The organism is Phytobacter sp. MRY16-398 (assembly GCF_003925915.1).
Classification (GTDB): Bacteria; Pseudomonadota; Gammaproteobacteria; order Enterobacterales; family Enterobacteriaceae; genus Phytobacter; species Phytobacter diazotrophicus.
The window spans coordinates 147314-173061 of record NZ_AP018756.1 but is presented as its reverse complement, the minus strand read 5'-3'; the positions used below and the strand labels follow the sequence as shown (position 1 = coordinate 173061).

23 protein-coding genes are annotated in these 25748 nt (G+C 56.3%); 15 read left to right on the top strand and 8 right to left on the bottom strand.

Annotation, left to right across the window (positions count from 1 at the left end; all coding sequences use genetic code 11):
* Positions 1 to 33: 33 nt before the first annotated feature.
* The 6 genes from MRY16398_RS00835 to araD all read left to right on the top strand — a co-directional run bounded on the left by MRY16398_RS00835 (position 34) and on the right by araD (position 6162).
* Positions 34 to 969 carry a DUF4862 family protein gene (locus tag MRY16398_RS00835; RefSeq protein ID WP_071195057.1) on the top strand — a complete coding sequence of 312 codons (936 nt, stop codon included), beginning with the start codon at positions 34 to 36 and terminating at the stop codon, positions 967 to 969.
* A gap of 53 nt (positions 970 to 1022) precedes the next feature.
* Positions 1023 to 2342: an MFS transporter gene (locus tag MRY16398_RS00830; protein WP_039080157.1), complete on the top strand. Its 1320-nt coding sequence runs from the start codon at positions 1023 to 1025 to the stop codon at positions 2340 to 2342.
* A 112-nt stretch (positions 2343 to 2454) separates the two neighbouring features.
* Positions 2455 to 3960 carry an FGGY-family carbohydrate kinase gene (locus MRY16398_RS00825; RefSeq protein WP_125123726.1) on the top strand — a complete coding sequence of 502 codons (1506 nt, stop codon included), beginning with the start codon at positions 2455 to 2457 and terminating at the stop codon, positions 3958 to 3960.
* Positions 3957 to 4610, top strand: coding sequence for a 3-keto-L-gulonate-6-phosphate decarboxylase UlaD (gene ulaD / locus MRY16398_RS00820; RefSeq protein ID WP_039080155.1), 654 nt, complete (start codon positions 3957 to 3959; stop codon positions 4608 to 4610). Before MRY16398_RS00825 ends, ulaD begins: the two co-directional genes overlap by 4 nt.
* 2 nt (positions 4611 to 4612) lie before the next feature.
* The gene (locus MRY16398_RS00815) at positions 4613 to 5473 is read left to right on the top strand and encodes an L-ribulose-5-phosphate 3-epimerase (protein WP_039080154.1); all 861 of its coding nucleotides are present in this window, start codon (positions 4613 to 4615) and stop codon (positions 5471 to 5473) included.
* Positions 5467 to 6162 (top strand): L-ribulose-5-phosphate 4-epimerase, encoded by a 696-nt coding sequence (araD, locus tag MRY16398_RS00810; protein ID WP_039080153.1) that lies wholly within the window; start codon positions 5467 to 5469, stop codon positions 6160 to 6162. Before MRY16398_RS00815 ends, araD begins: the two co-directional genes overlap by 7 nt.
* A 261-nt stretch (positions 6163 to 6423) precedes the next feature.
* On the opposite strand, the gene MRY16398_RS00805 is transcribed toward araD, so the two are convergent.
* The gene (locus tag MRY16398_RS00805) at positions 6424 to 7242 is read right to left on the bottom strand and encodes an AraC family transcriptional regulator (RefSeq protein WP_125123725.1); all 819 of its coding nucleotides are present in this window, start codon (positions 7240 to 7242) and stop codon (positions 6424 to 6426) included.
* A gap of 250 nt (positions 7243 to 7492) precedes the next feature.
* On the opposite strand from MRY16398_RS00805, the gene MRY16398_RS00800 reads away from it, so the two are divergent.
* Positions 7493 to 8893, top strand: a complete 1401-nt coding sequence (locus MRY16398_RS00800; protein ID WP_039080151.1) for an MFS transporter — start codon at positions 7493 to 7495, stop codon at positions 8891 to 8893.
* On the top strand, positions 8880 to 10853 hold the full coding sequence (locus MRY16398_RS00795) for a glycoside hydrolase family 127 protein (protein WP_125123724.1): 1974 nt from the start codon (positions 8880 to 8882) through the stop codon (positions 10851 to 10853). The genes MRY16398_RS00800 and MRY16398_RS00795 overlap by 14 nt, the downstream gene beginning before the upstream one ends.
* Positions 10854 to 10923: 70 nt before the next feature.
* Here MRY16398_RS00795 and dbpA read toward each other — a convergent pair whose 3' ends face one another.
* The 5 genes from dbpA to MRY16398_RS00775 all read right to left on the bottom strand — a co-directional run bounded on the left by dbpA (position 10924) and on the right by MRY16398_RS00775 (position 16773).
* Positions 10924 to 12297: an ATP-dependent RNA helicase DbpA gene (gene dbpA, locus MRY16398_RS00790; RefSeq protein ID WP_110296447.1), complete on the bottom strand. Its 1374-nt coding sequence runs from the start codon at positions 12295 to 12297 to the stop codon at positions 10924 to 10926.
* An 80-nt stretch (positions 12298 to 12377) separates the two neighbouring features.
* A complete protein-coding gene (locus MRY16398_RS30830) occupies positions 12378 to 12509 on the bottom strand; it encodes a hypothetical protein (protein WP_223878750.1) in 132 nt (43 codons plus the stop codon).
* A 331-nt stretch (positions 12510 to 12840) separates the two neighbouring features.
* Positions 12841 to 14682, bottom strand: a complete 1842-nt coding sequence (selB, locus tag MRY16398_RS00785; RefSeq protein WP_110296563.1) for a selenocysteine-specific translation elongation factor — start codon at positions 14680 to 14682, stop codon at positions 12841 to 12843.
* Positions 14679 to 16067: an L-seryl-tRNA(Sec) selenium transferase gene (selA, locus tag MRY16398_RS00780; protein ID WP_071195062.1), complete on the bottom strand. Its 1389-nt coding sequence runs from the start codon at positions 16065 to 16067 to the stop codon at positions 14679 to 14681. Before selA ends, selB begins: the two co-directional genes overlap by 4 nt.
* A gap of 97 nt (positions 16068 to 16164) precedes the next feature.
* The gene (locus tag MRY16398_RS00775; RefSeq protein WP_039080146.1) at positions 16165 to 16773 is read right to left on the bottom strand and encodes a glutathione S-transferase; all 609 of its coding nucleotides are present in this window, start codon (positions 16771 to 16773) and stop codon (positions 16165 to 16167) included.
* 538 nt (positions 16774 to 17311) lie between these two features.
* Between MRY16398_RS00775 and MRY16398_RS00770 the strand changes: the two genes are divergently transcribed.
* The 3 genes from MRY16398_RS00770 (at position 17312) to mtlR (ending at position 21094) form a co-directional block, all read left to right on the top strand.
* The gene (locus MRY16398_RS00770; RefSeq protein WP_039080145.1) at positions 17312 to 19222 is read left to right on the top strand and encodes a PTS mannitol transporter subunit IICBA; all 1911 of its coding nucleotides are present in this window, start codon (positions 17312 to 17314) and stop codon (positions 19220 to 19222) included.
* 136 nt (positions 19223 to 19358) lie between these two features.
* A complete protein-coding gene (gene mtlD, locus MRY16398_RS00765) occupies positions 19359 to 20507 on the top strand; it encodes a mannitol-1-phosphate 5-dehydrogenase (protein ID WP_039080144.1) in 1149 nt (382 codons plus the stop codon).
* A complete protein-coding gene (mtlR, locus tag MRY16398_RS00760) occupies positions 20507 to 21094 on the top strand; it encodes a mannitol operon repressor MtlR (protein ID WP_103245146.1) in 588 nt (195 codons plus the stop codon). The genes mtlD and mtlR overlap by 1 nt, the downstream gene beginning before the upstream one ends.
* Positions 21095 to 21096: 2 nt before the next feature.
* On the opposite strand, the gene MRY16398_RS00755 is transcribed toward mtlR, so the two are convergent.
* On the bottom strand, positions 21097 to 21315 hold the full coding sequence (locus MRY16398_RS00755) for a hypothetical protein (protein WP_079496903.1): 219 nt from the start codon (positions 21313 to 21315) through the stop codon (positions 21097 to 21099).
* Positions 21316 to 21452: 137 nt separating this feature from the next.
* Here MRY16398_RS00755 and MRY16398_RS00750 point away from each other — a divergent pair, with 137 nt between their 5' ends.
* The 4 genes from MRY16398_RS00750 to trmL all read left to right on the top strand — a co-directional run bounded on the left by MRY16398_RS00750 (position 21453) and on the right by trmL (position 24816).
* Positions 21453 to 21815, top strand: a complete 363-nt coding sequence (locus MRY16398_RS00750) for a YibL family ribosome-associated protein (protein WP_039080141.1) — start codon at positions 21453 to 21455, stop codon at positions 21813 to 21815.
* Positions 21816 to 22237: 422 nt separating this feature from the next.
* A complete protein-coding gene (gene lldR / locus MRY16398_RS00745; RefSeq protein ID WP_107222640.1) occupies positions 22238 to 23014 on the top strand; it encodes a transcriptional regulator LldR in 777 nt (258 codons plus the stop codon).
* Positions 23011 to 24198 (top strand): FMN-dependent L-lactate dehydrogenase LldD, encoded by a 1188-nt coding sequence (gene lldD, locus MRY16398_RS00740; RefSeq protein ID WP_125123723.1) that lies wholly within the window; start codon positions 23011 to 23013, stop codon positions 24196 to 24198. Before lldR ends, lldD begins: the two co-directional genes overlap by 4 nt.
* A 144-nt stretch (positions 24199 to 24342) precedes the next feature.
* Complete coding sequence (trmL, locus tag MRY16398_RS00735) at positions 24343 to 24816, top strand: tRNA (uridine(34)/cytosine(34)/5-carboxymethylaminomethyluridine(34)-2'-O)-methyltransferase TrmL (protein ID WP_125123722.1); 474 nt, start codon at positions 24343 to 24345, stop codon at positions 24814 to 24816.
* A gap of 49 nt (positions 24817 to 24865) precedes the next feature.
* Here trmL and cysE read toward each other — a convergent pair whose 3' ends face one another.
* Positions 24866 to 25687, bottom strand: coding sequence for a serine O-acetyltransferase (gene cysE / locus MRY16398_RS00730; protein ID WP_047372612.1), 822 nt, complete (start codon positions 25685 to 25687; stop codon positions 24866 to 24868).
* Between the last annotated feature and the right edge of the window lie 61 nt (positions 25688 to 25748).

The window sequence follows — 25748 nt, the reverse complement described above, 5'->3', positions numbered from 1 at the left end:
TTATCGATACCTGATAAATAAAAGGAGCGAAACATGAAAACGAATGACGCCGGTTATATTATCGGCGCATACCCCTGTGCGCCTTCGTTTCACCAAAAAAGCGAACAGGAAGAGAAGGAATTCTGGCGTTTACTCGCGGATACGCCGCACATTCGCGGTCTGGAGCAGCCGTGCCACGAAAACCTGCACGCTTATGGCGATGAGTGGCTGTTCCGGCACACGCCGGGCGAATGGCAGATTGTGGTCACCGCGATCCCGGAGACCATGCGTCGTCGCAGCGGCGGCAATCTGGCCTTCGGTCTGGCCTCCAGCGATGAAGAACAACGTCGGGCATGCGTCGAGTTCCATCGTCATTTGCTTAACAAAATCAATGGGATAAACCAGCGCTTCGCCAATAAAGTGATATCGCTGGAACTGCAGGCTGCCCCGCTGGGCGGTAACGCTGATGTGGCACAGGCAACCGATGCGTTTGCCCGCTCCATCAAAGAAATCGCCAGTTGGGACTGGTCATGCTCGCTCGTACTGGAACACTGCGACGCCATGAACAAGCCCGCACCGCGCAAAGGTTTCCTGCCACTGGAAAACGTGCTGGATACCCTCGCCGGTTACAACATTGATGTATGCATTAACTGGGCGCGTTCCGCGATTGAAGGGCGTAATACCACCCTGCCGCTGGAACATACTCAGGCGGTGAAAGCCGCAGGAAAACTGGGGGCGCTGATGTTCTCCGGCACCGCCACCGAAGGGCCGTATGGTGAATGGACTGACCTGCATACGCCTTTCGCCCCTTTCTGCCCGGAAAGCCTGCTCACGGTAGAAAGTGCTAAAGAATTATTTAATGTGGCTGACACAGCAAAATTACAGTTTGCCGGTATTAAGTTACTGGAAATTGATGCTAATGCTGATGCGAATCATCGCATAGCCATATTACGCGATGGCATTACCGCGTTAAACAAAGCCAGACAATAAATATAAAGCGTCAATTTAATCGCAAGGCCTGTTACTTTTAACGAGAGATTAATATGAACACTTCCTCTTACGCTACATCTGCGGATATTCCGCGCCAACGCTGGTTAAGAATTATTCCCCCTATTCTTATCGCGTGTATTATTTCTTATATGGACCGCGTGAATATCGCATTCGCAATGCCTGGCGGGATGGACAAGGATTTAGGCATTACCGCCACCATGGCAGGTTTGGCTGGCGGTATTTTCTTCCTCGGTTACCTCTTCTTGCAGGTACCGGGCGGGAAAATCGCCGTGCACGGCAGCGGTAAAAAATTCATCGGCTGGTCACTGGTCGCCTGGGCGGTCATCTCTGTGCTTACCGGTATTGTCACCAACCAATATCAACTGTTAGCACTGCGTTTCCTGCTCGGTGTGGCGGAAGGCGGCATGCTGCCTGTGGTACTCACCATGATCAGCAACTGGTTCCCGGATGCCGAACGTGGTCGCGCAAATGCCATCGTCATTATGTTCGTCCCGATTGCCGGGATCATCACCGCCCCGCTCTCCGGCTGGATCATTACCGCACTCGACTGGCGCTGGCTGTTCATCATCGAAGGTCTGCTGTCACTGGTTGTTCTGGTGCTGTGGGCGCTGACCGTGTATGACCGTCCGCAGGAAGCCCGTTGGATTAGCGAAGCCGAAAAGAAATATCTTGTGGAAACCCTGGCCGCTGAGCAGCGTGCCATTGCGGGTAAAACCGTGGTTAATGCCTCGCTGGGCGCGGTGTTGTCTGACCGTACCATGTGGCAGTTAATTGCCCTGAACTTCTTCTATCAAACCGGGATTTACGGCTACACCCTGTGGCTGCCCACCATCCTCAAAGAGTTGACCCACACCAGCATGGGCCAGGTCGGGATGCTTGCCATTCTACCTTACGTTGGCGCTATCGCCGGGATGTTCCTGTTCTCTTCTCTGTCCGACCGTACCGGTAAACGCAAGCTGTTCGTCTCCCTGCCGCTGATTGGCTTCGCCACCTGCATGTTCCTCTCCGTCACCCTGAAAGAGAGCATCTGGCTGTCGTATGCCGCACTGGTTGGCTGTGGCTTCTTCCTGCAGTCCGCTGCCGGGGTGTTCTGGACCATTCCTGCTCGTCTGTTCAGCGCGGAAATGGCCGGTGGCGCACGCGGCGTGATTAACGCCCTGGGTAACCTGGGTGGCTTCTGCGGTCCGTATGCCGTGGGTGTGCTGATCACCATGTACAGCAAGGATGCGGGCGTCTACTGCCTGGCGGTGTCTCTGGCGATTGCCGCGCTGATGGCGCTGCTGCTGCCGGCGAAGTGTGATGCCAACAGCTCAAGCGTGGGCGCGACGAATACGGCCAAACGTGCGGTCTGATGCCCTCACCCCATCCCTCTCCCACGGGGAGAGGGTGAAAAAACAGGTGCGGTCTGATGCCCTCACCCCAGCCCTCTCCCACGGGGAGAGGGTGAAAAAACAGGACAAAAAGATGAGTGAAAAAGAGACCTTCTGGCTGGGTATCGATTGTGGCGGTACTTATCTGAAAGCAGGACTGTACAACAGCCAGGGTAAAGAATTTGCTATTGAACGCCAGTCCGTCCGCACTCTTAGCCCGTATCCGGGCTGGGCGGAGCGCGACATGGCGGAACTGTGGCAGCACTGCGCGGCGACCATCTCCCGCCTGTTGCGACGTACCGGCATTGGCGGTGAAAACATTAAGGGCGTGGGCATCTCCGCTCAGGGTAAGGGACTGTTTTTGCTTGATAAAAATGACCAGCCGCTGGGCACCGCGATCCTCTCTTCCGACCGCCGCGCCATGGAAATCGTCAAGCGCTGGCAGCAGGACGGCATTCCGCAAAAGCTCTACCCGTTAACGCGCCAGACCCTGTGGACCGGGCACCCGGCCTCGCTGCTGCGCTGGGTAAAAGAAAACGAGCCGCAACGTTACGCACAGATTGGCTGCGTGATGATGGGCCACGACTACCTGCGCTGGTGTCTGACCGGCGTAAAGGGGTGTGAAGAGAGCAATATCTCTGAATCCAACCTCTACCATATGACCACCGGGCAGTATGACCCCTGCCTGACACAATGGCTGGGCATTAGCGAGATAGACCCCGCGTTGCCGCCGATTGTGGGTTCTGCAGAAATCAGCGGGGAAATCACCGCTCAGGCAGCCGCCATTACCGGTCTCGCAGCGGGAACACCCGTTGTGGGCGGTCTGTTTGATGTGGTTTCCACCGCGATCTGCGCCGGTCTGAAAGACGAATACACGCTCAATGCCGTGATGGGCACCTGGGCTGTCACCAGCGGTATTGCCGAAGGCCTGCGCGACAACGAAGCGCATCCCTATGTGTATGGCCGCTACGTCAATGACGGGCAATACATCGTGCACGAAGCCAGCCCCACCTCGTCCGGCAACCTGGAATGGCTGACCGCGCAGTGGGGCGATATCAGCTTTTCTGAGATCAATCAGCTCGTCGACAGCCTGCCGAAAGCCGCCAGCGAGGTCTTCTTCTTACCTTTCCTGTATGGCAGCAACGCCGGGCTGGATATGACCAGCGGCTTTTATGGCATGCAGGCGCTGCATACCCGCGCGCACTTGTTGCAGGCGGTCTACGAAGGGGTGGTGTTCAGCCATATGACGCACCTCAACCGCATGCGCGAGCGCTTTACCGACGTGCGCGCTCTGCGCGTCACCGGCGGCCCGGCCCATTCCAGAATCTGGATGCAGATGCTCGCAGATGTCAGCGGCCTGCCCGTTGAGTTGCCGCAGGTGGAAGAGACCGGCTGCTTTGGCGCGGCCATCGCCGCACTGGTCGGCACCGGCGTCTATCAGAACTTTAGCGATGCCCAGCAGACGCTCAACTACGAGATGCACACCCTGACGCCGGACATGAACGCCCATGCGGCCTACCAGCGCAAATATCACCGTTACCAGATTTTAATTGAAGCACTTCAGGGCTTTCATGCCCGTATTAAGGAGCACTCTTTATGAGCCGACCACTACTGCAACTGGCGCTCGACCACACCAGCCTTGTCGCCGCCCAGCGCGACGTTGCGTTGCTAAAAGATCACGTCGATATCGTGGAAGCGGGCACCATCCTCTGCCTCAGTGAAGGGTTAAATGCCGTGCGCGCCTTACGTGCACAGTGCCCGGAGAAAATCATCGTTGCCGACTGGAAGGTGGCCGATGCCGGTGAAACTCTGGCCCAGCAGGCGCTGGACGCAGGTGCAAACTGGATGACTATTATCTGTGCCGCACCGCTGGCTACCATCGAAAAAGGCCATGCCGTTGCCGCCGCACGCGGGGGAGAAATTCAGATTGAGTTGTTTGGTAACTGGACCTTCGACGATGCCCGCGACTGGTACAACACCGGGGTGCGTCAGGCCATTTACCACCGTGGTCGTGACGCGCAGGCGAGCGGCCAGCAGTGGGGTGAAGCGGACCTGGCACGCATGAAAGCGCTGTCCGATATTGGTCTCGAACTCTCCATTACCGGCGGCATCACCCCTGCCGATTTGCCGTTATTTAAAGAGATCAATGTGAAGGCGTTCATTGCCGGACGCGCGCTGTCTGGTGCGGCGAATCCGCAGCAGGTCGCCGAAGAATTCCACGCCCGCATCCACGACATCTGGGGAGCGTAAACATGCGCAACCATCCGTTAGGTATTTATGAAAAAGCGTTACCGAAAGACTTATCCTGGCCGGAGCGTCTGGTTCTGGCTAAAAGCTGCGGATTCGACTTCGTGGAAATGTCCGTCGACGAAACCGACGAGCGCCTCTCGCGACTCGAATGGACCACCGCCCAGCGCGCCTCGTTAGTGGAAGCGATGCTGGAAACCAATGTGTCGATTCCGTCGATGTGCCTTTCCGCCCATCGTCGCTTCCCGTTCGGCAGCCGCGATGAAACCGTGCGCGAACGTGCCCGCGACATCATGACCAAAGCCATCAAACTGGCGCGCGACTTAGGTATCCGCACCATTCAGCTTGCGGGCTACGACGTCTATTACGAAGAGCATGACGCAGGCACCCAGCAGCGTTTCGCCGAAGGGCTGGCGTGGGCCGTTGAGCAGGCCGCAGGCGCACAGGTCATGCTGGCGGTGGAGATCATGGATACCGCGTTTATGAACTCTATTACCAAATGGAAAAAATGGGACGAGATGCTCGCTTCACCGTGGTTCACCGTCTACCCGGACGTGGGCAACCTCAGCGCCTGGGGTAACGACGTACCGGCAGAGCTGGCGCTCGGTATCGACCGTATCGCAGCTATTCACCTGAAAGACACGCAGCCCGTCACCGAAACCAGCCCTGGTCAGTTCCGTGATGTGCCGTTTGGCGAAGGCTGTGTGGATTTCGTCAATGTGTTCAGCACGTTGCAGAACCTGAATTATCGCGGCGCATTTCTGATTGAGATGTGGACCGAAAAAGCCAAAGAGCCAGTGCTGGAGATCATCCAGGCCCGTCGCTGGATTGAAGCCCGTATGCAGGAAGGAGGATTCGTATGTTAGAGCAACTGAAAGCCGAGGTGCTGGCGGCAAACCTGGCGCTACCCGCACACGGGCTTGTCACCTTTACCTGGGGAAACGTCAGCGCCGTCGATGAAACCCGCAAACTGATGGTAATTAAACCGTCCGGCGTGGAGTACGACGTGATGAAAGCCGAGGATATGGTGGTGGTGGATATCGCCACTGGCAACGTGGTCGACGGCAGTAAAAAGCCCTCTTCTGATACGCCAACGCACCTGGCGCTGTATCGTCGTTTCCCGGAGATTGGCGGCATTGTGCATACCCACTCCCGCCACGCGACGATCTGGTCGCAGGCGGGTCTGGATCTGCCCGCCTGGGGTACCACGCACGCGGACTACTTCTACGGCACCATTCCCTGCACGCGCCTGATGACCACCGAGGAAATCAACGGCGAGTACGAATACGAAACCGGCGAAGTGATCATCAAGACCTTTGAAGCGCGCGACCTGAACCCGATGCAGGTTCCGGCCGTGCTGGTCCATTCCCACGGGCCGTTTGCCTGGGGCAAAAACGCGGCGGATGCGGTGCACAACGCGGTGGTGCTGGAAGAGTGCGCCTATATGGGCCTGTTCTCCCGTCAACTGGCGCCGCAGTTGCCGGATATGCAGTCTGAATTGTTGGATAAGCACTATCTGCGTAAGCACGGCGCGAACGCCTACTACGGGCAGTAAGTTTTCTGCGGTCTGGACCCCTCACCCTAACCCTCTCCCCAAAGGAGAGGGAACCGATCGAGCCCGGTTGCACCTTAGCACCGGTTTGCTGGGCCGGGGTGAGCGCTCCGGTTTCTCCCTCTCCCTGTGGGAGAGGGAACCGATCGAGCCCGGTTGCACCTTAGCACCGGTTTACTGGGCCAGGGTGAGGGTTACGGTTTCTCCCTCTCCCTGTGGGAGAGGGCCGGGGTGAGGGCATCAGACCGCACCACATCAAAACATTCACCCCGAATTAATATGCTCCTTACAATACCGCCGCTTCCATGCGGCGGGCGTCAGCCCGGTGTGTTTGCGAAAAATCTGCCGGAAATAGCCCACATCATGAAACCCACACTGCCCCGCCACCTCTTTTAACGATAACGAGTCGCTGATCAGTAATTTTTCCGCCGCCCGTACCCGCTGGCGATGAATGGCTTCGGTCAGCGTCAGACTAAAGGCGCGCCGGTACACCCGCCCCAGGTAGTCAGCGTTGCAGTGCAGCTCTTTTGCCAGCGTCGAGGCCGAAATCGGCAGATGAAATTGCGTACCAATCATTTGCCGGGCTTTCCAGGCGAGCGCCATTCCTGGATTATCCACGGCACGCTCGCTGAGCGCAGAGGCCGATATTTGTTGCAGAATCAGCAGCAAAATACATTCCATTGCCACGCTGCGATGGACATTTTCCTGCTCATGTAAAAACTGGCGAAATAATGCCGTCATATATTGCGGATCATTTAAAGCTGTATGTTGCGGCAACATAAGCACACTGTTTTGTCCTGTTTTTTCCACCGCAGCCGTTAATTCAAAATGCAGCCAGTAGAATTTAAGATCTGCCGGAAATTCCCCTACGCCAACATGTCGTCGTTGCGGCCAGAGTAAAAGTGTTTCGCCGGCATTAACCGTAAAGAGTTTCTCTTCTTCGCGGATCGTTAATGTCCCCTTTTCGACGAAAATCACCTCCCAGGAATGCAGAGTCCGTGACGGATGGCTTCCCACACCGCGCGAGATAAATAAGCCGCCATTTTGCACACGAAGCGGAAATATTATGGATAATTCAAGCATAAATATGTCAATTCTCGCTACAGGAGAGCCATTACACTGCATCTTGTTTTTGATTATTAACGAAATATAAGCCCCGCGCCGGATCAAAATCACACTTTGCGCATCAGGTCGGAATCGTCATCTTTTTGTACTTTTCCCTTCCCTTGTTGTGTGGTCAATTCAATGCAAAATAAATAACGTACTTTGCAAACTACACAACAAAATCTGCAAATAAGCGGGTTACTTTTGGAATATCCGTGAGGCGTTTTCCATGACTTCAACATTAATTTCCAATACCGATTCAGCGCAAAAAGCGCTGGACGATAAATTATCCGTACGTGAAAAAATAGGCTATGGGTTGGGTGACGCAGGCGGAACGGTAATTACCTGCTTAATCATGAATTTCCTGACCTTTTTTTATACCGATATTTTTGGCTTAACCCCGGCATTGGTCGGCACACTGTTTATGGCATTACGTGTATTCGATGCCATATCCGACCCGGTAATGGGGATCATCGCTGACCGCACCCAAAGTCGCTGGGGCCGTTTTCGCCCCTGGCAGCTATGGATTGCCCTGCCTATCGGCATTATCGGTGTGCTGACCTTCACCGTCCCCGATGCCAGCATGAACGTGAAAATTGCCTGGGCGTTTGGCACTTATCTTCTGCTTTCTGTGGGTTATACCGCCATCAACGTGCCCTACTGCGCGCTAATCAATACGATGACCACGCGCCACAGCGAAGTGATCTCCTGCCAGTCCTGGCGTTTTGTGCTCTGTGGCGTGGCGGGTTTTCTGGTCTCAGTAGGCCTGCCGTGGCTGGTCTCCTCGCTGGGTAAAGGGAATGCCGCGCAGGGTTATCAGCTCGGTGTCGGCGTGCTGTGCGCCATCGCCGTGGTGATGTTCCTGTGCTGTTTCTTCTGGGTGCGCGAACGGGTGCCGCTGTCGACGATGGGTAAATTCACCCTGCGTGAACATCTGGCGGGGCTGCGTAAAAACGACCAGTTGTTACTGATGCTGCTGATGTCTTTCCTGCTGATCAATGTGTTCAACATTCGCGGCGGCGGCTACATGTACTTCATCACCTATGTACTGCAAGGCAGCACCGGTTATACCTCGCTATTTTTCACCATGGTGACCTTTGCCTCGATTCTTGGCTCGGTGCTGGTTAACCCGTTGTCGAAACGCTTCGACACGGTGAAATTCTACTACTACACCAACCTCGTGCTGGCCGCGCTATCGGTGATGATGTGGCTCCTGCCTACCGGACCGGCCTGGCAGACCCTGTGGCTGGCGGTCATTCTGGGTAATGGCGTGATCCTCGGCTTTACCCTGCCGTTGCACTTCTCACTGATGGCCTTCGCCGATGATTACGGCGAGTGGAAGACCGGCGTGCGTTCGTCCGGTATGAACTTCGCCTTCAACCTCTTCTGCATCAAGCTCGCGTGGGCGTCCAGCGCCGTCATCATCAGCCTGGTGTTCGTTTTCGTCGCCTATCAGCCCGGCGCAGGAAATCAGACACCCGCTTCGTTACAAGGCATCACCGCAATGGAGACGCTGCTGCCTGCCCTGTTCCACCTGCTGCTGGCGTTCGCTATCCGCGCCTGCAAGCTCAACAATCCCATGATGGCGCGTATTGCCACCGATCTGCGCCAGCGTCATGTTCAGTCTTAAGGAGTCTGTAATGGAAGTCGATCTGCACAAACTGAAAGTCAGCGATGCGTTTCTCGGCCAGTATCAACAACTGGTGCGCGAGGTTGTTATTCCCTACCAGTGGGATGCGCTGAATGACCGTATCGCCGAAGCCGACCCCAGCCATGCGATTGAAAACTTTCGTATCGCCGCCGGGCTGCAGGAGGGGGAGTTTTACGGCATGGTCTTTCAGGACAGCGACGTCGCCAAGTGGCTGGAAGCGGTGGCCTGGTCACTGTGCCAGAAGCCGGATGCGGAACTGGAGAAGACCGCTGATGAGGTGATCGAGCTGGTCGCCGCAGCCCAGTGTGACGATGGTTACCTCAACACCTATTTCACGGTCAAAGCGCCGCAGGACCGTTGGACCAACCTGGCCGAATGCCATGAGCTCTATTGCGCCGGGCATATGATTGAGGCGGGCGTGGCTTATTTTCAGGGCACCGGGAAACGCCGTCTGCTGGAGGTGGTCTGCCGCCTGGCGGATCATATCGATTCGGTCTTCGGCCCCGGTGAACAGCAGTTGCACGGCTATCCAGGGCATCCGGAGATCGAACTGGCGCTAATGCGTTTGTACGAAGTTACTCAGCAGCCCCGCTATCTGGCGCTGGTAAATTACTTTGTTGAGCAGCGTGGCACACAGCCGCATTTCTACGATGTCGAATATGAAAAGCGCGGGCGGACCTCTTACTGGCATACCTACGGCCCGGCGTGGATGGTCAAAGACAAAGCCTACAGTCAGGCACACCAGCCGTTAGCCGAACAGCAAACGGCTATCGGCCACGCGGTACGCTTCGTCTACCTGATGACCGGCGTGGCCCACCTGGCGCGCTTAAGCCAGGACGAAGGGAAGCGTCAGGATTGCCTGCGGCTATGGAACAATATGGCGCAGCGCCAGCTTTACATCACCGGCGGCATCGGCTCGCAGAGCAGCGGCGAGGCGTTCAGCAGCGATTACGATCTACCCAACGATACGGTGTATGCCGAAAGCTGTGCCTCCATTGGGCTGATGATGTTCGCCCGCAGAATGCTGGAGATGGAGGCCGACAGCCAGTACGCCGATGTGATGGAGCGTGCGCTCTACAATACGGTGCTCGGCGGCATGGCACTGGACGGGAAGCACTTCTTCTACGTTAACCCGCTGGAAGTGCACCCGAAGTCACTGAAATTCAACCATATCTATGACCATGTGAAACCGGTTCGTCAGCGCTGGTTTGGCTGTGCCTGCTGCCCCCCGAATATCGCCCGCGTGCTCACCTCGCTCGGCCATTATCTCTACACTCCGCGCGAAGATGCGCTTTATATCAACCTCTACGTTGGCAATAGCGTGGAGATCCCGGTGGGCGGCCAGGCGCTGCGGCTGCGGGTCAGCGGCAACTATCCGTGGCAGGAGCAGGTCACCATTACCATCGAGTCGCCGCAGGCGGTTGACCACACGCTGGCGCTGCGTCTGCCGGACTGGTGCGCCGATCCGCACATCACGCTGAACGGCGCGGAGGTGGCCAGCGATATCCGTAAAGGCTATTTGCATATTCAGCGCCGCTGGCAGGAGGGCGATACCCTGACGCTCACCCTGCCAATGCCGGTACGCCGGGTTTATGGCAATCCGCTGCTGCGTCATGTGGCGGGTAAAGTGGCGATTCAGCGCGGGCCGCTGGTTTACTGCCTGGAGCAGGCGGACAACGGGGAAGAGCTGCATAATCTGTGGCTCTCACCGCAGGCGACATTCACCGTTTTTGAGGGTAAGGGCATTTTCGCCCATAAAATGCTGATTCAGGCGCAGGGCTATAAGCAAACAGCGGCTGACGCGGGGCAGCAGGCTCTGTGGCGTTATGACAAAACGCCAGGCGAACGTCAGGCGCAGACGCTGACCTTTATTCCGTGGTTTTCCTGGGCAAATCGCGGCGAAGGGGAGATGCGGATTTGGGTTAACGAGGAAAGGTAACCGGATGCCGTAATCGCCGGAATGTCCCGGATGTCGGCGTAACGCCTTATCCGGGTTACCGTTCACCGTCTTACTTGAGCAGACGCACCCGGCAGGCTTTGCCTTTGATTTTGCCCTGCTGGAGTTGCTTCCAGGCCTGTTTTGCCACGGACTGACGCACGGCAACATAGGCATGCATCGGGTGCATATCAATCTTGCCGATATCCGCGCCATCCAGGCCAATATCACCGGTCAGTGCGCCCAGAATATCACCGGGGCGCATTTTGGCTTTCTTACCGCCATCGATGCACAGGGTCGCCATCTCCGCTTCCAGCGGCTTGATGTTGTTGCTGATAACCGGGGATTGCCAGTCGAGCGAAATAGCCAGCATTTCACCGAGAATAGCCGCACGCTGCGCTTCTTCCGGTGCGCACAGGCTAAGCGCCATACCGCTCTGCCCGGCACGCGCGGTACGGCCAATGCGGTGTACGTGCACTTCCGGGTCCCAGGACAGCTCGTAGTTGATGACCATTTCCAGCGCTTTGATATCCAGCCCGCGCGCGGCGACGTCGGTAGCCACCAGAACACGGCTACTGCCGTTGGCAAAGCGCACCAGCGTCTGGTCGCGGTCACGCTGTTCCATATCGCCATGCAGCGCCAGCGCGCTCTGGTTACGCTCATTCAGCGCATCGCACACTTCCTGGCAATCTTTTTTGGTGTTGCAGAACACCACGCAGGAAGCTGGCTGATGCTTGCTTAACAGACTCAGCAGCAGCGGAATTTTTTCCCGGCGCGAGACTTCATAGAAGTGCTGTTCCACCGCCGGTAAGGTTTCGACCGAGTCGATTTCAATGGTTTGCGGATCGCGCTGGAAACGGGTACTGATGGCCGCAATAGCCGCAGGCCAGGTGGCGGAAAAGAGCAGAGTCTGACGACGTTCCGGCGCATGACGCAGGATGGCGTCAATGGCGTCGCTAAAGCCCATATCGAGCATGCGATCGGCTTCATCCAGGACCAGCGTTTTCAGGGCGTCCAGGGTGACGGTGGCTTTTTCCAGATGATCCAGCAGACGACCCGGCGTGGCGACGATGATATGCGGCGCATGCTGGAGCGAATCGCGCTGTGCACCAAAGGGCACACCGCCGCACAAGGTCAGAATTTTAATGTTGGGCAGATAACGCGCCAGACGACGAAGCTCTTTGGCGACCTGGTCGGCCAGCTCACGCGTTGGGCATAGTACCAGAGATTGGGTCACAAACTGGCTGGCATCGATGTGCTGCAGCAAGCCTAAGCCAAAAGCGGCGGTTTTGCCGCTGCCGGTCTGCGCCTGTACGCGCACGTCTTTGCCTTCAAGGATCGCCGGCAATGCCGCCGCCTGGACCGGGGTCATGGAGTGATAACCCAGCTCATCAAGGTTGGCGAGGAGTTCAGCGGGCAAAGCATTTAAGGTTGAAAAGGCGGTCACGGTGTTATCTCTGAGTAGTTGCAGGCCGCTATGCTAGCAGACTCTGTGTGTCCGGTCATTGCGGCTACATATGTTTGCCTTTAGCTCGCTTTAAAAGGGTCTTTCTGGTCGTCCTTGCTGTCATCGCGCTTACGAGGGATTTCCCCCTGTTTGTTTGGCGCGTCTTTAACATCTTTGGTGTGTTGGTCATCGGACTGGTGATGTGTGGCCATATTTTCCTCCCGTGTTGTTTTATCGAGTATAGACAATCGGGATCGGGGACCGGAGGAATGGCGAATATTCCCTGTCATTCAGTCTGTTCCCCACCCGGTCGTAACCCCGGATGGCGGCGCAAACGCCTTATCCGGGCTACACCCGGTTTTCTCCCTATCCCCCGGGGAGAGGGTTGGGGTGAGGGGAATATGCGGCTCGGAAGGTGGGTTCCGTTCCCTTTATGTTTATGGCGAAATGGACCTCCTGAACACGTGAACGGGTAAAGGGGAACACCGCGTTCCCCTTTACAATCCCCGTAGCCCGGTAAGCGTAGCGCCACCGGGGGGCAGGCTATTTCGTAAACAGCGCTTTATCGCGCAGCACGTGGTCATTGCCGCGACGGCGGGTAAAACCGATGCGGTCGAAGTATTCCAGGATCTGAATCGCCAGCTTACGCCCGACGTTAAGGGTGTCGCGGAAATCCGCTGCGCTGGTCGAACCGTGAATCGGATCGCGGTCGCGGATCATACTCGCGAAAGCGACAATCCGATCGTTGCGGTAATAACGATCTTTGACGATCGCCGTTATCAGCCCCTGTTGTGCCGCCTGGCGCAACACGCTGCGCATCGCCTGCTCATCCGCGCCCGTCTCACGCGCTAAATCACGTACCCACCAGGGTTCGTCGCCGAACAACGGTTCGGCACGCTGCCAGATGGCGGCCTGCTCGTCGGTAAAGCCCGCTTTATGATCCGGCAGATGCAGCCAGCCGTGGTGGCTGTGGATCTCGCCGCTGTCGCGCATCTGCTCAATCAGCGTCAGCACCAGCGCTTCATCTTCCATCGGCAGGGCCATACGCCGTAAACGCTCGCGTCCAGGACCGGGTTCATCCGCATGCTGATCGTGATATTGGGCAAGCGTCGCCAGCAATTTACGCTGCCAGCCTGCGGCCACGGGCGCACTGAGCAGGTTGTCTCCCGCACGAATAAACCCAGGTTCGCTCACCAACGCCTCAAGCCCGGCATCGTTCAACTGCCGCGCCCAGGCAAAGGCCGGAAGGTTCACCGCCCCGCGTTGCAGATGCACGGCCAGCGCCTGCGCATCGCTTTCTGTTGCCGCCAGTGCGCCAAGCCACTGCTGATACTCCGGTTTGCGCTTGCCGCGACGCGGTGGGTGCAACGCCACCACGCGCGCGCCTGCCAGCGTTTCACGCGCGGAAATGTCCCGCAGCACCAGTCTGTCGTTGTCTGCCAGCCATAACGGCGTATCGAGCACCAGCTCCGCCAGGTTGTTATCCAGCAATGATACGCGCCCGGTGATATGACTCGCAGCGTGGTGAATATGCAGCGGCTGCCACTGGGTCAACGGCGTATGGGTTTGCAGCGCCACAATGACACGCTCCGAAGGTTCGGGCGGCGTGACGGAAAGCAGCCAGTCCCCACGGGTCAGGGCCTCTTTTTCCGCATCACCGGCGATATTCAGGGCGATGCGTTGCCCGGCATACGCCCGCTCGGTCGGCTGATTTTGGGCATGCAATCCGCGCACGCGCATCGGCTTATTCACCCCGGTGAGCCACAGCGTATCGCCCACGCGCACTTCACCCGACAGCGCGGTTCCGGTCACCACCAGCCCCGCCCCTTTCACCGTAAACGCCCGGTCGAGTGCCAGGCGAAAACGTTGATGCTGCGGATGCGCACGCGCAGGCAGTTGCAGCAGGTGCGCTCGCAGTTCGTCAATGCCACGCGCTTCGGTTGCCGCCGTCACAAACAGCGCCGCCTCTTTCCAGCCAAAGTCGTTTAACGTCGCCAGTACCTCGTGGCGGACGGCATCAATACGCGCCTCATCCACGCGATCGGCTTTGGTCAGCGCAACAGTCAGCGCCGGGTTACCGGTGAGTTGCAAAATAGCCAGATGCTCGCGGGTTTGCGCCATCACGCCATCGTCGCAGGCCACCACCAGCAGCGCATGGTCGATACCGCCCACACCTGCGAGCATATTGGACAGAAACTTCTCGTGGCCCGGCACATCAATAAAGCCTGGCACGCTGCCATCAGGCTGCGGCCAGTAGGCATAGCCAAGATCGATGGTCATACCGCGCGCTTTCTCTTCCGGCAAACGGTCAGCATTCACGCCGGTAATGGCCTGTAGTAATGTCGTTTTGCCGTGGTCGACGTGCCCGGCGGTGGCAATAATCATTTCAACAACATCTCCAGAAATCGGGGTTCATTCTCAAGACAGCGTAAATCCAGCCATAAGCGGCCATCAGAGATCCGCCCCAGCACCGGCTCTGGCAGGTTACGCCAGGATGCCGCGAGCGCTTCCAGGCGACGCCCGCTGCCGTCACGCGGGGTAAAAGTCAGCGCGGCGCTGGGCAGCCTGTCCACCGGCAGGGAACCGCTGCCGATTTGCGATAAACACGCTTCCACACGCAGGTCGAACGCATCGTAATGGTCGGCAAGTACCCCGGCAAGGCGCAACGCTTGCTGGCGAATCTCGTCTGGTTTTCGCGTCAGCAAACGCAGGGTGGGTAAATTGTCCCGCAGCTTTTCCGGGTGCAGATACAGACGCAGCGTCGCTTCCAGTGCCGCCAGCGTCATTTTATCTGCCCGCAGCGCACGCTTGAGCGGGTGGCGCTGCAACTGCGCGATCAGCGCTTTTTTTCCCACAATGATGCCCGCCTGCGGGCCGCCAAGCAGTTTATCGCCGGAAAAACTCACCAGACTCACGCCTGCGGCAATCAGTTCCTGCGGCATCGGCTCTTTTGGCAAACCATAGAGACTTAAATCCACCAGCGAGCCGCTGCCCAAATCCGCAATCACCGGCACATTTAACTCATCACCGAGCGTCACCAGCTCCGCTTCGTCTACCGTTTTGGTAAAGCCTTCAATGTGATAGTTGCTGGTATGAACCTTCATCAGCAGCGCGGTATTGTCGTTGACCGCCTCACGATAATCTTTCGCATGGGTGCGATTGGTGGTGCCGACTTCATGCAGAAAGCAGCCCGCCTGGCGCATGACATCCGGAATGCGAAACGCGCCGCCGATCTCCACCAGCTCGCCACGGGAGACCACCACCTCTTTACCACTGGCCGTTGCCGCCAGCATCAGAAGAACCGCCGCTGCATTGTTATTGACGATGCAGGCATCCTCCGCGCCCGTCAGGCGGCAGAGGATATCGGCGAGCGCCTGGTCGCGGTGGCCGCGCCCGGCGTCATCCAGCGAATACTCCAGCGTCACGGGTGAACGCATCACCTGCGCGACGGCGTCGATCGCCGCTTGCGCCTGTAACGCGCGCCCAAGATTGGTGTGTAACACGGTGCCCGTCAGGTTGATAACCGGGCGCAGCGCGCTGGCATTTTCATCCCACAAGCGCTGGTACGTTGCCTGTGCCCAGTCATTACACCAGACGGGCAGTGCCTGGCGCTGGCGGATGTCATCACGGGCTTCGTCCTGCAACTGACGCAGCGTCTGCGCCACACGGTTGTGCCCAAATTCGGTCAGTAACAGAGTGAACGCCTCATCACGTAACAGGCGATCGGTTGAGGGGATCTGGCTGTAAAGCGAGTGATTTTCCGTTGTCATGAAATGGCCTGGCTGAGGGTTGCCCCCTCCCGATGGGAGAGGGATTCGACATGAGGGGGATTGTACAGCGACTTGGTTCAGCCTGACATAACGGGCGTCAATCCTTTGGCGGTTCTGTGCGCGCAAAGCTTTCACGCTGAAAGAGATTTTCCACCATTTTAACCAATTGCGGACGATCCACACACCAGCCAGGGGAGACACGGCGGAAATTGAGATAGCTAATGGCGCAGGCAATGGCGATAGTGGCGAGGTTCATCTCATCAACGCGTAATGCCCCTTCGTTGATATAGCTCTCCAGGGTGTCGAGACCGCGATTGATTTTTTCGCGCTGGCGTAAGAGCTCCGTTTCCGATTGCTGGGCCACCGGACGCGCCTGCTCACGCACGGAAACCAGCGCCGCATCCATGATACCGTCCGCCAGCGCTTCAATCTGACGAATTTTCAGCGCGGCTTTGGGATCGGCAGGCAGCATGGCCGGAGCGATACCCAACAGGTCGATATATTCGGCAATGATCGGCGAGTCGTACCACACTTCACCGTCATCGGTTACCAGGGCCGGTACTTTTCCCAACGGGTTGTAATGCGCCACGCCGTTGATAGCGTTGTAGGGTTGTTCATTCACAAATTCGAAGGTGATGCCCTTCTCAAGCAGGATGACCGATATTTTTCGTACAAAAGGGCTGGTATAGCTGCCGATAAGTTTCATTGCCTTCTCCTCTTCGCCAACAAAACAGTAAGTATGTACTACCCGACCAAAGCGCGCGCTGACCATTTCATAAATGTGAAAACTGCTCTGACTATAGTGCGTTACGTCTTGCCTTCGCAGCCACGCGAAAAGTGAAAGGGAATTACAGTGGCTCAGGCCAGGAAAAACCACAGTTTGCGAGCGATCACACTCGGAAAACTCCTGGCAAAAATATCTTGTGATTTAGATCACAAACAAACAACAAACTCACCGCTAACAATTGTGATTAACATCACATTAACAGGCGCATGGCGGTGAAATTTTAGCCTTTGTTCTTTTTTTACACATAATTTTTGTGACGAAGATCACTTCATTGGATGGTATACCCCCTGCATTAACGTGATCTTTATCACACAAATTAGCACCATCTGGACAGTTCATCGATTCGGTGCGAGATTTCGCAGCACAGATCATGGGTCCGGCTACCTCTGCCGCCACGTTAACAACAAAACCTCGGGCTTCCGGCCTGTGAGATAGCAAACATAAGAAGGGGTGTTTTATGTCATCCGATATCAAGATCAGAGTGCAAAGCTTTGGTCGCTTCCTCAGCAACATGGTAATGCCCAATATCGGCGCGTTTATCGCGTGGGGTATTATTACCGCATTGTTTATTCCTACAGGATGGTTACCAAACGAAACGCTGGCGAAACTCGTCGGCCCAATGATTACTTTCCTGCTGCCGCTGCTGATCGGTTTTACCGGTGGTCGTCTGGTGGGTGGCGATCGTGGTGGTGTGGTAGGTGCAATCACCACCATGGGTGTTATCGTCGGTGCTGATATGCCGATGTTCCTTGGTGCAATGGTTGCCGGTCCTCTGGGCGGTCTGTGCATCAAGAAATTCGACGCCGCTGTAGACGGTAAGATCAAATCCGGTTTCGAAATGCTGGTGAATAACTTCTCCGCTGGCATCATCGGTATGATTCTGGCACTGCTGGCGTTTAAAGGCATCGGCCCTGCGGTTGAAGTTCTGTCCAAAGGCCTGGCTGCTGGCGTTAACTTCATGGTGGCGCACGACATGCTGCCGCTGGCGTCTATCTTTGTTGAACCGGCGAAAATCCTGTTCCTCAACAACGCCATCAACCACGGTATCTTCTCGCCGTTGGGTATTCAGCAGTCTCATGACCTCGGCAAGTCTATCTTCTTCCTGATCGAAGCCAACCCGGGTCCGGGGATGGGCGTTCTGCTGGCGTACATGTTCTTTGGTCGTGGTAGTGCTCGTCAGTCTGCTGGCGGCGCGGCTATCATCCACTTCCTGGGCGGTATCCACGAAATTTACTTCCCGTACGTGCTGATGAACCCACGTCTGCTGCTGGCGGTAATCCTCGGCGGTATGACTGGCGTGTTCACGCTGAGCGTGCTGAACGGCGGCCTGGTTTCTCCGGCTTCTCCGGGTTCCATCCTGGCCGTACTGGCAATGACGCCGAAAGGCACTTACTTCGCGAACCTCGTGGCTATCTTTGCTGCGTTGATCGTCTCCTTCGTTATCTCCGCGATTCTGCTGAAAACCAGCAAAGTGAAAGAAGAAGATGACGATATCGAAGCGGCTACCCGTCGTGTACAGGACATGAAAGCACAGTCTAAAGGCGCTACCCCGCTGGCCGCTGGCGACGTGACCAACGACCTGAGCCACGTTCGTAAAATCATCGTTGCGTGTGATGCCGGTATGGGCTCCAGCGCAATGGGTGCCGGTGTGCTGCGTAAGAAAGTTCAGGATGCCGGTCTGACCAACATCTCTGTGACCAACAGCGCTATCAACAGCCTGCCGTCTGACGTTGACCTGGTGATTACGCACCGTGACCTGACCGAGCGCGCTATGCGTCAGGCTCCTCAGGCACAGCACATTTCGCTGACCAACTTCCTGGACAGCGGCCTGTACACCAACCTGACTGAACGCCTGGTTGCCGCACAGCGCCACGTGGACAACAGCGTAAAGGTTCAGACCAGCTTGCAGGATAGCTTTGACGCTGGCGACAGCAACCTGTTCAAGCTGGGCGCAGACAATGTGTTCCTGGGTCGTACAGCCAGTAACAAAGAAGAAGCTATCCGTTTTGCCGGCGAACAACTGGTGAAAGGCGGTTATGTTCAGCCGGAATACGTTGAAGCGATGCTGGAACGCGAAAAACTGACCCCGACTTACCTGGGTGAGTCCATCGCGGTACCGCACGGCACCGTTGAAGCGAAAGATCGCGTGCTGAAAACCGGCGTAGTATTCTGCCAGTACCCGCAAGGCGTGCGTTTCGGTGAAGAAGAGGATGACATCGCCCGTCTGGTTATCGGTATCGCTGCGCGCAATAACGAGCACATTCAGGTGATTACCAGCCTGACCAACGCACTGGATGATGAAACCGTTATCGAGCGTCTGGCAAATACCAACAGCGTTGAAGAAGTGCTGGCGCTGCTGAAAGCGTAACCCTGGTCCCGGATAAGCGAAGCGCATCCGGGAGACACCTCCCCTCTCCCTCAGGGAGAGGGTTAGGGTGAGGATAATTTCACGTGGTTCCTCACCCCAGCCCTCTCGGGTAAAAACATTGATTAAGGTTAATTCTATGAAAGCATTACATTTTGGCGCAGGTAATATCGGACGTGGCTTCATCGGCAAACTGCTGGCTGACGCGGGGATTACGCTGACATTCGCCGATGTTAATCAGGTGGTTCTCGACGCCCTTAATGCCCGTCATAGCTATCAGGTTCACGTTGTTGGTGAAAAAGAGCAGGTAGACACCGTTTCCGGCGTCAATGCGGTGAGCAGCATCGGCGACGATGTGGTTGATCTGATTGCCTCTGTTGATCTGGTGACAACCGCCGTTGGTCCGGTGGTTCTGGAGCGTATCGCCCCGGCCATCGCCAAAGGCCTGGCAAAACGTAAAGCGCAGGGCGTAGAAGCCCCGCTGAATATCATCGCCTGTGAGAACATGGTGCGCGGCACCTCTCAGTTAAAAGGCCATGTGTTCAATGCGCTGGCAGCAGAAGATAAAGCGTGGGTTGAAGCCCATGTCGGCTTCGTTGATTCCGCAGTGGACCGCATTGTTCCGCCTTCTGAATCTGCAACTAACGATCCGCTGGAAGTAACCGTAGAAACCTTTAGCGAGTGGATTGTTGATAAAACCCAATTTGTTGGCGACCTGCCAAACATTCCAGGCATGGAATTAACCGACAATCTGATGGCGTTTGTTGAGCGCAAGCTCTTCACGTTGAACACCGGGCATGCTATAACCGCGTACCTTGGACAACAGACCGGTCATCAGACCATTCGTGACGCCATTCTGGATGACAGCATCCGTGCAGTGGTGAAAGGCGCAATGGAAGAGAGTGGCGCGGTTCTGATCAAGCGCTACGGCTTCGATGCTGCCAAACACGCCGCGTATATCGAAAAAATCCTTGGTCGTTTTGAGAACCCATACCTGAAAGATGATGTTGAGCGCGTAGGCCGTCAGCCGCTGCGTAAACTGAGCGCAGGCGATCGTCTGATCAAACCGCTGCTCGGCACGCTGGAATATGGTTTACCGCACGCGAACCTGGTAAAAGGTATCGCCGCTGCCATGCATTACCGCAGTGAACAGGATCCACAGGCGCAGGAATTAGCGACCTTAATTGAAGAAAAAGGCCCACAGGCCGCGCTGGTGCAGATCTCCGGTCTGGACGCAGCAAGCGACGTGGTAGCCGAAGCTGTTAACGCATACAACGCAAAGGCATGATGCCGAGTTTGGCGCGGGACATCCCGCGCCTGTTAACAAGATTGTCAGATATGCAGGCAATAATGGAACTAACACAGGCTTTCGAAAACCGTGTCCTCGAGCGTCTGAATGCTGGCAAAACCGTACGAAGCTTTCTGATTGCCGCCGTCGAGTTATTGACCGAGGCGGTGAATATCCTGGTGCTTCAGGTCTTCCGCAAAGACGACTATGCAGTGAAATATGCTGTAGAGCCGTTGCTTGACGGAGATGGACCGCTGGGCAATTTGTCCGTGCGCTTAAAACTGATTTATGGGCTTGGCGTAATCAGTCGGCATGAGTATGAAGATGCGGAATTGTTGATGGCGTTACGTGAAGAACTGAATCACGACGGCACTGAATACGCCTTCACGGATGATGAAATCCTGGGGCCGTTTGGCGAACTGCACTGCGTGGCGGCGCTGCCTGCAACACCGCCCTTTGATACCAGCGACCCCGACCTGTTTGCTATGCAAAAACAGCGTTACCAGCAGGTCGTTCGTTCAACCATGGTGCTTTCCCTGACGGAGTTGATTTCCCGAATCAGCCTGAAAAAAGCATTCCAGAAATAAGCTTACTCTGTCTCTTCTTCATGAACACATGCAGGCCGATAAAGATGGCGATAATATTCCAGCCTTTCACGGTACATATCGACCTTATCTGTGGGAATATCATCAGGAACACGGTCTTTCTTATGCTGATGCGCCAGGTACTCACGGAACGCCTGGCTTGAAGCCATAAAATCGATCGCTTTATCGATGATTTGTGGGGTGTAGTCACCTAATTTAGCCATTTTCTCCTCTCCTTTTTGCCCAACCGTAAAACAAAGATGGACCTGCATGCGGGATACTTTTAGTGTTTCCGTGCTTTTCTGGGGTTGTTCGCCGCAATGCGGTATCCTTATATTTTAATCTGCAGAAATACATTCCTATGAAAGAAGTTGAAAAGAACGAAATTAAACGCCTGAGTGACCGTCTGGACGCTATCCGTCACCAGCAGGCCGGTTTGTCGCTGGTGGAATCCGCCGAAAAATACGCGGAGCTGGAGAAAGAAAAAGCGACTATCGAAACTGAAATTGAACGTCTGCGTGGCCAGTACAGCCAGAAACTCAGTAAAGAAGCACAAAAGCTGGTAAGCATGCCGTTCAAGCGCGCCATCACCAAAAAAGAGCAGGCCGATCTGGGCAAGCTGAAAAAAAGCGTGCGGGGTATTATTGTTGTGCACCCGATGACCGCGCTGGGCCGCGAAATGGGCCTCAAAGAGATGACAGGCTTCTCGAAAACCGATTTCTGATCCCGCTTCCCCTTCTTCACCGAAGGGGAGCCCTTTTTCTGCGTAAAAATCCATCCCACCAGGCGTAATCGGCGCAGGAAGTTTAAGCCTGGACTGCGCGGAAAAACCGGAGCGTACACGGAGCACGTGAGGATTCTGCGCTTCGCTTATCCCTACGGGACAGCCTGAGGGCGTTCAAAACGCTCTGCGTTTTGTTTGAGCACTACCCATGTTCAAACGGGCAAGCAAGAGAGCCTGATGGAATGGATTTCAAGTGGCCCTACCACTTCACGCATTTATGCGCGTCACTTCACACCCCGCAAAATCACATAAAATTAACATTGCCATTACAAACCAGCCAATTAACCTTGTGCTAATGGCATTGTGCTGCCGCTAACTGGCAGTACCACTTTCCCCCGAATTTGACTGACACGGAGCAGACCATGACCGCGATTGCTGAACGGCTTTCTGAGGATGTTGCCCGGCGAATCAGAACGCTTATTCGTGAAAAAGGGCTTGAAGCGGGCATGCGTTTGCCCTCTGAGCGCCAGCTCGCCCTGCAACTTGGCGTGTCGCGCAACTCTCTGCGCGAAGCTATCGCAAAACTGATCAGCGAAGGCGTTTTGCTGAGTCGCCACGGCGGCGGCACGTTCGTGCGCTGGCAGCATGAGGCATGGTCGGAACAGAACATTGTGCAGCCGTTAAAAACGCTGCTTGAAGATGACCCGGATTACAGCTTCGATATCCTTGAAGCGCGCCATGCCATTGAAGGCAGCACCGCCTGGCATGCGGCCTTACGCGCCACACCCATCGAGAAAGAAAAAATTCGTCTGTGCTTTGAGGCCACCCTGGCCGAGGACCCGGATCTTGCGTCACAAGCGGACGTCCGCTTTCACCTGGCAATTGCCGAAGCGTCGCACAATATCGTACTGCTGCAAACCATGCGCGGCTTTTTCGACCTGCTGCAAAGCTCGGTGAAACAGAGCCGCCAGCGCATGTACCAGGTTCCCCCGGTCTTTACGCAGCTCACCGTGCAGCACCGAGAAATTATGGACGCCATTTTTGCCGGAGATGCCGATGGCGCCCGCGAAGCGATGATGGCGCACCTTGGTTTTGTTCACACCACGATTCGTCAGTTTGATGAAGACCAGGCGCGCAGCGCGCGCATCACTCGCCTGCCCAATGAACGGCATCCGCATTCTTTTGGAGACCCAGCATGATCATTTCCGCCGCCAGCGACTACCGCGCTGCCGCCCAACGCATACTGCCCCCCTTCCTGTTCCACTACATTGACGGTGGTGCCTATGCAGAATACACGCTGCGTCGGAACGTGGAGGATTTGGGTCAGGTTGCTCTACGCCAGCGGGTGCTGAAAAACATGTCAGCACTGAGCACGGAGACCACCCTCTTTGGCGAGAAACTGTCTATGCCAGTTGCGCTCGGCCCGGTGGGATTATGCGGCATGTACGCGCGGCGGGGGGAAGTCCAGGCGGCAGGCGCGGCGGATGCGAAAGGCATACCGTTTACCTTATCGACCGTATCTGTTTGTCCGATTGAAGAGGTAGCACCGACCATTAAGCGCCCGATGTGGTTTCAGTTGTATGTTCTGCGCGACCGTGGATTTATGCGCAACGCCCTGGAGCGCGCCAAAGCGGCGGGGTGTTCCACGCTGGTCTTTACTGTTGATATGCCCACACCCGGTGCGCGATACCGCGATGCCCATTCCGGCATGAGTGGACAAAACGCCGCATTGCGCCGCTACTGGCAGGCAGTGACACATCCACAATGGGCGTGGGATGTGGGTCTGCATGGCAGACCGCACGATTTAGGCAATATCTCGACCTACCTGGGTAAACCCACCGGGCTTGAAGATTATATCGGCTGGCTGGCGAACAATTTCGATCCCTCTATATCCTGGAAAGACCTTGAGTGGATCCGCGAGTTTTGGGATGGCCCGATGGTGATCAAAGGGATCCTCGATCCCGAAGATGCGCGGGACGCGGTGCGCTTTGGCGCAGACGGGATTGTGGTGTCGAACCACGGCGGACGTCAGCTTGATGGCGTGCTCTCTTCCGCACGAGCATTGCCTGCCATTGCCGATGCGGTGAAAGGCGATATCGCAATTCTGGCGGACAGCGGTATTCGCAACGGGCTGGACGTGGTGCGGATGATTGCGCTGGGCGCAGATACGGTGCTGCTGGGCCGCGCTTATCTATACGCGCTGGCGACACATGGCCGCGCCGGGGTGACAAACCTGCTGAATCTGATCGAAAAAGAGATGCGGGTGGCGATGACCCTGACCGGCGCGAAATCCATCAGCGAAATCAGCAAAGACTCGCTGGTGCAGGAGCTGAATAAGATCCCGGCGGCGCTGGCACCGTTGTCGCAGGGGGATGCGGCTTAAATAAGAGCTGCCTGATGCCCTCACCCCGGCCCTCTCCCACAGGGAGAGGGAGAAAAAAGCACCCAGTCTCACACCGGGCAGAGGGAGAGGGTTAGGGTGAGGGCAAAATTCTGCTATCCTGCCCCCCGCTATCAAGGGGGCAGCATGTTAAATATCGTTTTATTCGAGCCAGAAATACCACCGAATACCGGGAACATCATCCGCTTATGCGCTAACACCGGCTTTCGCCTGCACATTATCGAGCCCATGGGATTTACCTGGGATGATAAGCGCCTGCGCCGTGCCGGGCTGGATTACCATGAGTTTGCCGCCGTGAAGCGTCACCATGATTATGCCGCGTTTGTTGAGGCCGAAAAGCCGGAACGTCTGTTTGCTCTCACCACCAAAGGAACGCCAGCACACAGCGCGGTGAGTTATCAGGACGGCGATTATCTGATGTTTGGCCCGGAAACGCGCGGATTACCGATGTCGATTCTGGACGCGCTACCTTCAGAACAAAAAATCCGTATTCCGATGATGCCGGACAGCCGCAGCATGAACCTGTCTAACGCGGTGTCGGTAGTGGTGTATGAAGCCTGGCGCCAGTTAGGATATGCTGGCGCGGTATTGCGAAGCTGAGTCAGCGCTCTCCCGGAGGCGGCGCGTAGCATCGCCTCCGGGCACTCAATCAAATCCCGTCGCCGTACTCAAACCCGTGGTTAATCCCATTAAAATGCTGATCCATATCCATCGCGGGTTTGTCTGATTCCGGCTTGCCGACAATGCGCGCCGGAACGCCTGCGGCGGTGGTGTGCGGCGGTACAGGTTGCAACACCACGGAGCCTGCGCCGATTTTCGCACCGCGGCCAACTTCGATATTGCCGAGGATTTTCGCCCCGGCGCCAATCATTACCCCTTCACGGATTTTCGGGTGACGGTCGCCGCTGGTTTTGCCTGTCCCGCCCAGCGTCACCGACTGCAGAATCGATACGTCATCTTCAATCACCGCGGTTTCACCCACCACAATGCCTGTAGCATGGTCGAGCATGATGCCACGCCCGATTTTAGCCGCCGGGTGGATATCAACCTGGAACGATACGGAGACCTGATTTTGCAGGAAAATGGCCAACGCGCGGCGTCCCTGGTTCCAAAGCCAGTGGCCGATGCGGTACGCCTGTAGCGCGTGAAAACCTTTCAGATACAAAAGCGGCGTGGAGTATTTATCCACCGCCGGATCGCGGGTGCGCACCGCCTGAATGTCGCAGGCCGCTGAGGCGATCATCTCCGGGTCAGCCGCATAGGCTTCCTCGACCACTTCACGAATGGCGATGGCAGGCATAATGGGTGATGCCAGCTTATTTGCCAGCATATAGCTTAGCGCGCTGCCCAGGTTTTCATGCTTGAGTAACGTTGCGTGGTAAAAACTGGCCAGCATTGGCTCACAGTCCGCCAGCGCCCGGGCTTCGGCTTTAATATTATTCCAGACGATATCCAGTTCTTCACACGGCATTGCTTACTCCAGACGTAATAAGTTCAGCCAGTCACTGCTTAACTGGCTGAGGACATAAACA

Excerpts from the sequence above, each read along its gene's own strand:
- MRY16398_RS00795 (WP_125123724.1), top strand. The coding sequence starts at position 8,880 with ATGTTCAGTCTTAAGGAGTCTGTAATGGAAGTCGATCTGCACAAACTG.
- MRY16398_RS30830 (WP_223878750.1), bottom strand. The coding sequence starts at position 12,509 with ATGGCCACACATCACCAGTCCGATGACCAACACACCAAAGATGTTAAA.
- MRY16398_RS00800 (WP_039080151.1), top strand. The coding sequence starts at position 7,493 with ATGACTTCAACATTAATTTCCAATACCGATTCAGCGCAAAAAGCGCTG.
- MRY16398_RS00805 (WP_125123725.1), bottom strand. The coding sequence starts at position 7,242 with ATGCTTGAATTATCCATAATATTTCCGCTTCGTGTGCAAAATGGCGGC.
- araD (WP_039080153.1), top strand. The coding sequence starts at position 5,467 with ATGTTAGAGCAACTGAAAGCCGAGGTGCTGGCGGCAAACCTGGCGCTA.
- MRY16398_RS00825 (WP_125123726.1), top strand. The coding sequence starts at position 2,455 with ATGAGTGAAAAAGAGACCTTCTGGCTGGGTATCGATTGTGGCGGTACT.
- MRY16398_RS00775 (WP_039080146.1), bottom strand. The coding sequence starts at position 16,773 with ATGAAACTTATCGGCAGCTATACCAGCCCTTTTGTACGAAAAATATCG.
- trmL (WP_125123722.1), top strand. The coding sequence starts at position 24,343 with ATGTTAAATATCGTTTTATTCGAGCCAGAAATACCACCGAATACCGGG.
- lldD (WP_125123723.1), top strand. The coding sequence starts at position 23,011 with ATGATCATTTCCGCCGCCAGCGACTACCGCGCTGCCGCCCAACGCATA.
- mtlD (WP_039080144.1), top strand. The coding sequence starts at position 19,359 with ATGAAAGCATTACATTTTGGCGCAGGTAATATCGGACGTGGCTTCATC.
- MRY16398_RS00770 (WP_039080145.1), top strand. The coding sequence starts at position 17,312 with ATGTCATCCGATATCAAGATCAGAGTGCAAAGCTTTGGTCGCTTCCTC.
- selB (WP_110296563.1), bottom strand. The coding sequence starts at position 14,682 with ATGATTATTGCCACCGCCGGGCACGTCGACCACGGCAAAACGACATTA.
- MRY16398_RS00750 (WP_039080141.1), top strand. The coding sequence starts at position 21,453 with ATGAAAGAAGTTGAAAAGAACGAAATTAAACGCCTGAGTGACCGTCTG.
- cysE (WP_047372612.1), bottom strand. The coding sequence starts at position 25,687 with ATGCCGTGTGAAGAACTGGATATCGTCTGGAATAATATTAAAGCCGAA.
- MRY16398_RS00755 (WP_079496903.1), bottom strand. The coding sequence starts at position 21,315 with ATGGCTAAATTAGGTGACTACACCCCACAAATCATCGATAAAGCGATC.
- mtlR (WP_103245146.1), top strand. The coding sequence starts at position 20,507 with ATGCCGAGTTTGGCGCGGGACATCCCGCGCCTGTTAACAAGATTGTCA.
- MRY16398_RS00815 (WP_039080154.1), top strand. The coding sequence starts at position 4,613 with ATGCGCAACCATCCGTTAGGTATTTATGAAAAAGCGTTACCGAAAGAC.
- lldR (WP_107222640.1), top strand. The coding sequence starts at position 22,238 with ATGACCGCGATTGCTGAACGGCTTTCTGAGGATGTTGCCCGGCGAATC.
- MRY16398_RS00835 (WP_071195057.1), top strand. The coding sequence starts at position 34 with ATGAAAACGAATGACGCCGGTTATATTATCGGCGCATACCCCTGTGCG.
- selA (WP_071195062.1), bottom strand. The coding sequence starts at position 16,067 with ATGACAACGGAAAATCACTCGCTTTACAGCCAGATCCCCTCAACCGAT.
- ulaD (WP_039080155.1), top strand. The coding sequence starts at position 3,957 with ATGAGCCGACCACTACTGCAACTGGCGCTCGACCACACCAGCCTTGTC.
- MRY16398_RS00830 (WP_039080157.1), top strand. The coding sequence starts at position 1,023 with ATGAACACTTCCTCTTACGCTACATCTGCGGATATTCCGCGCCAACGC.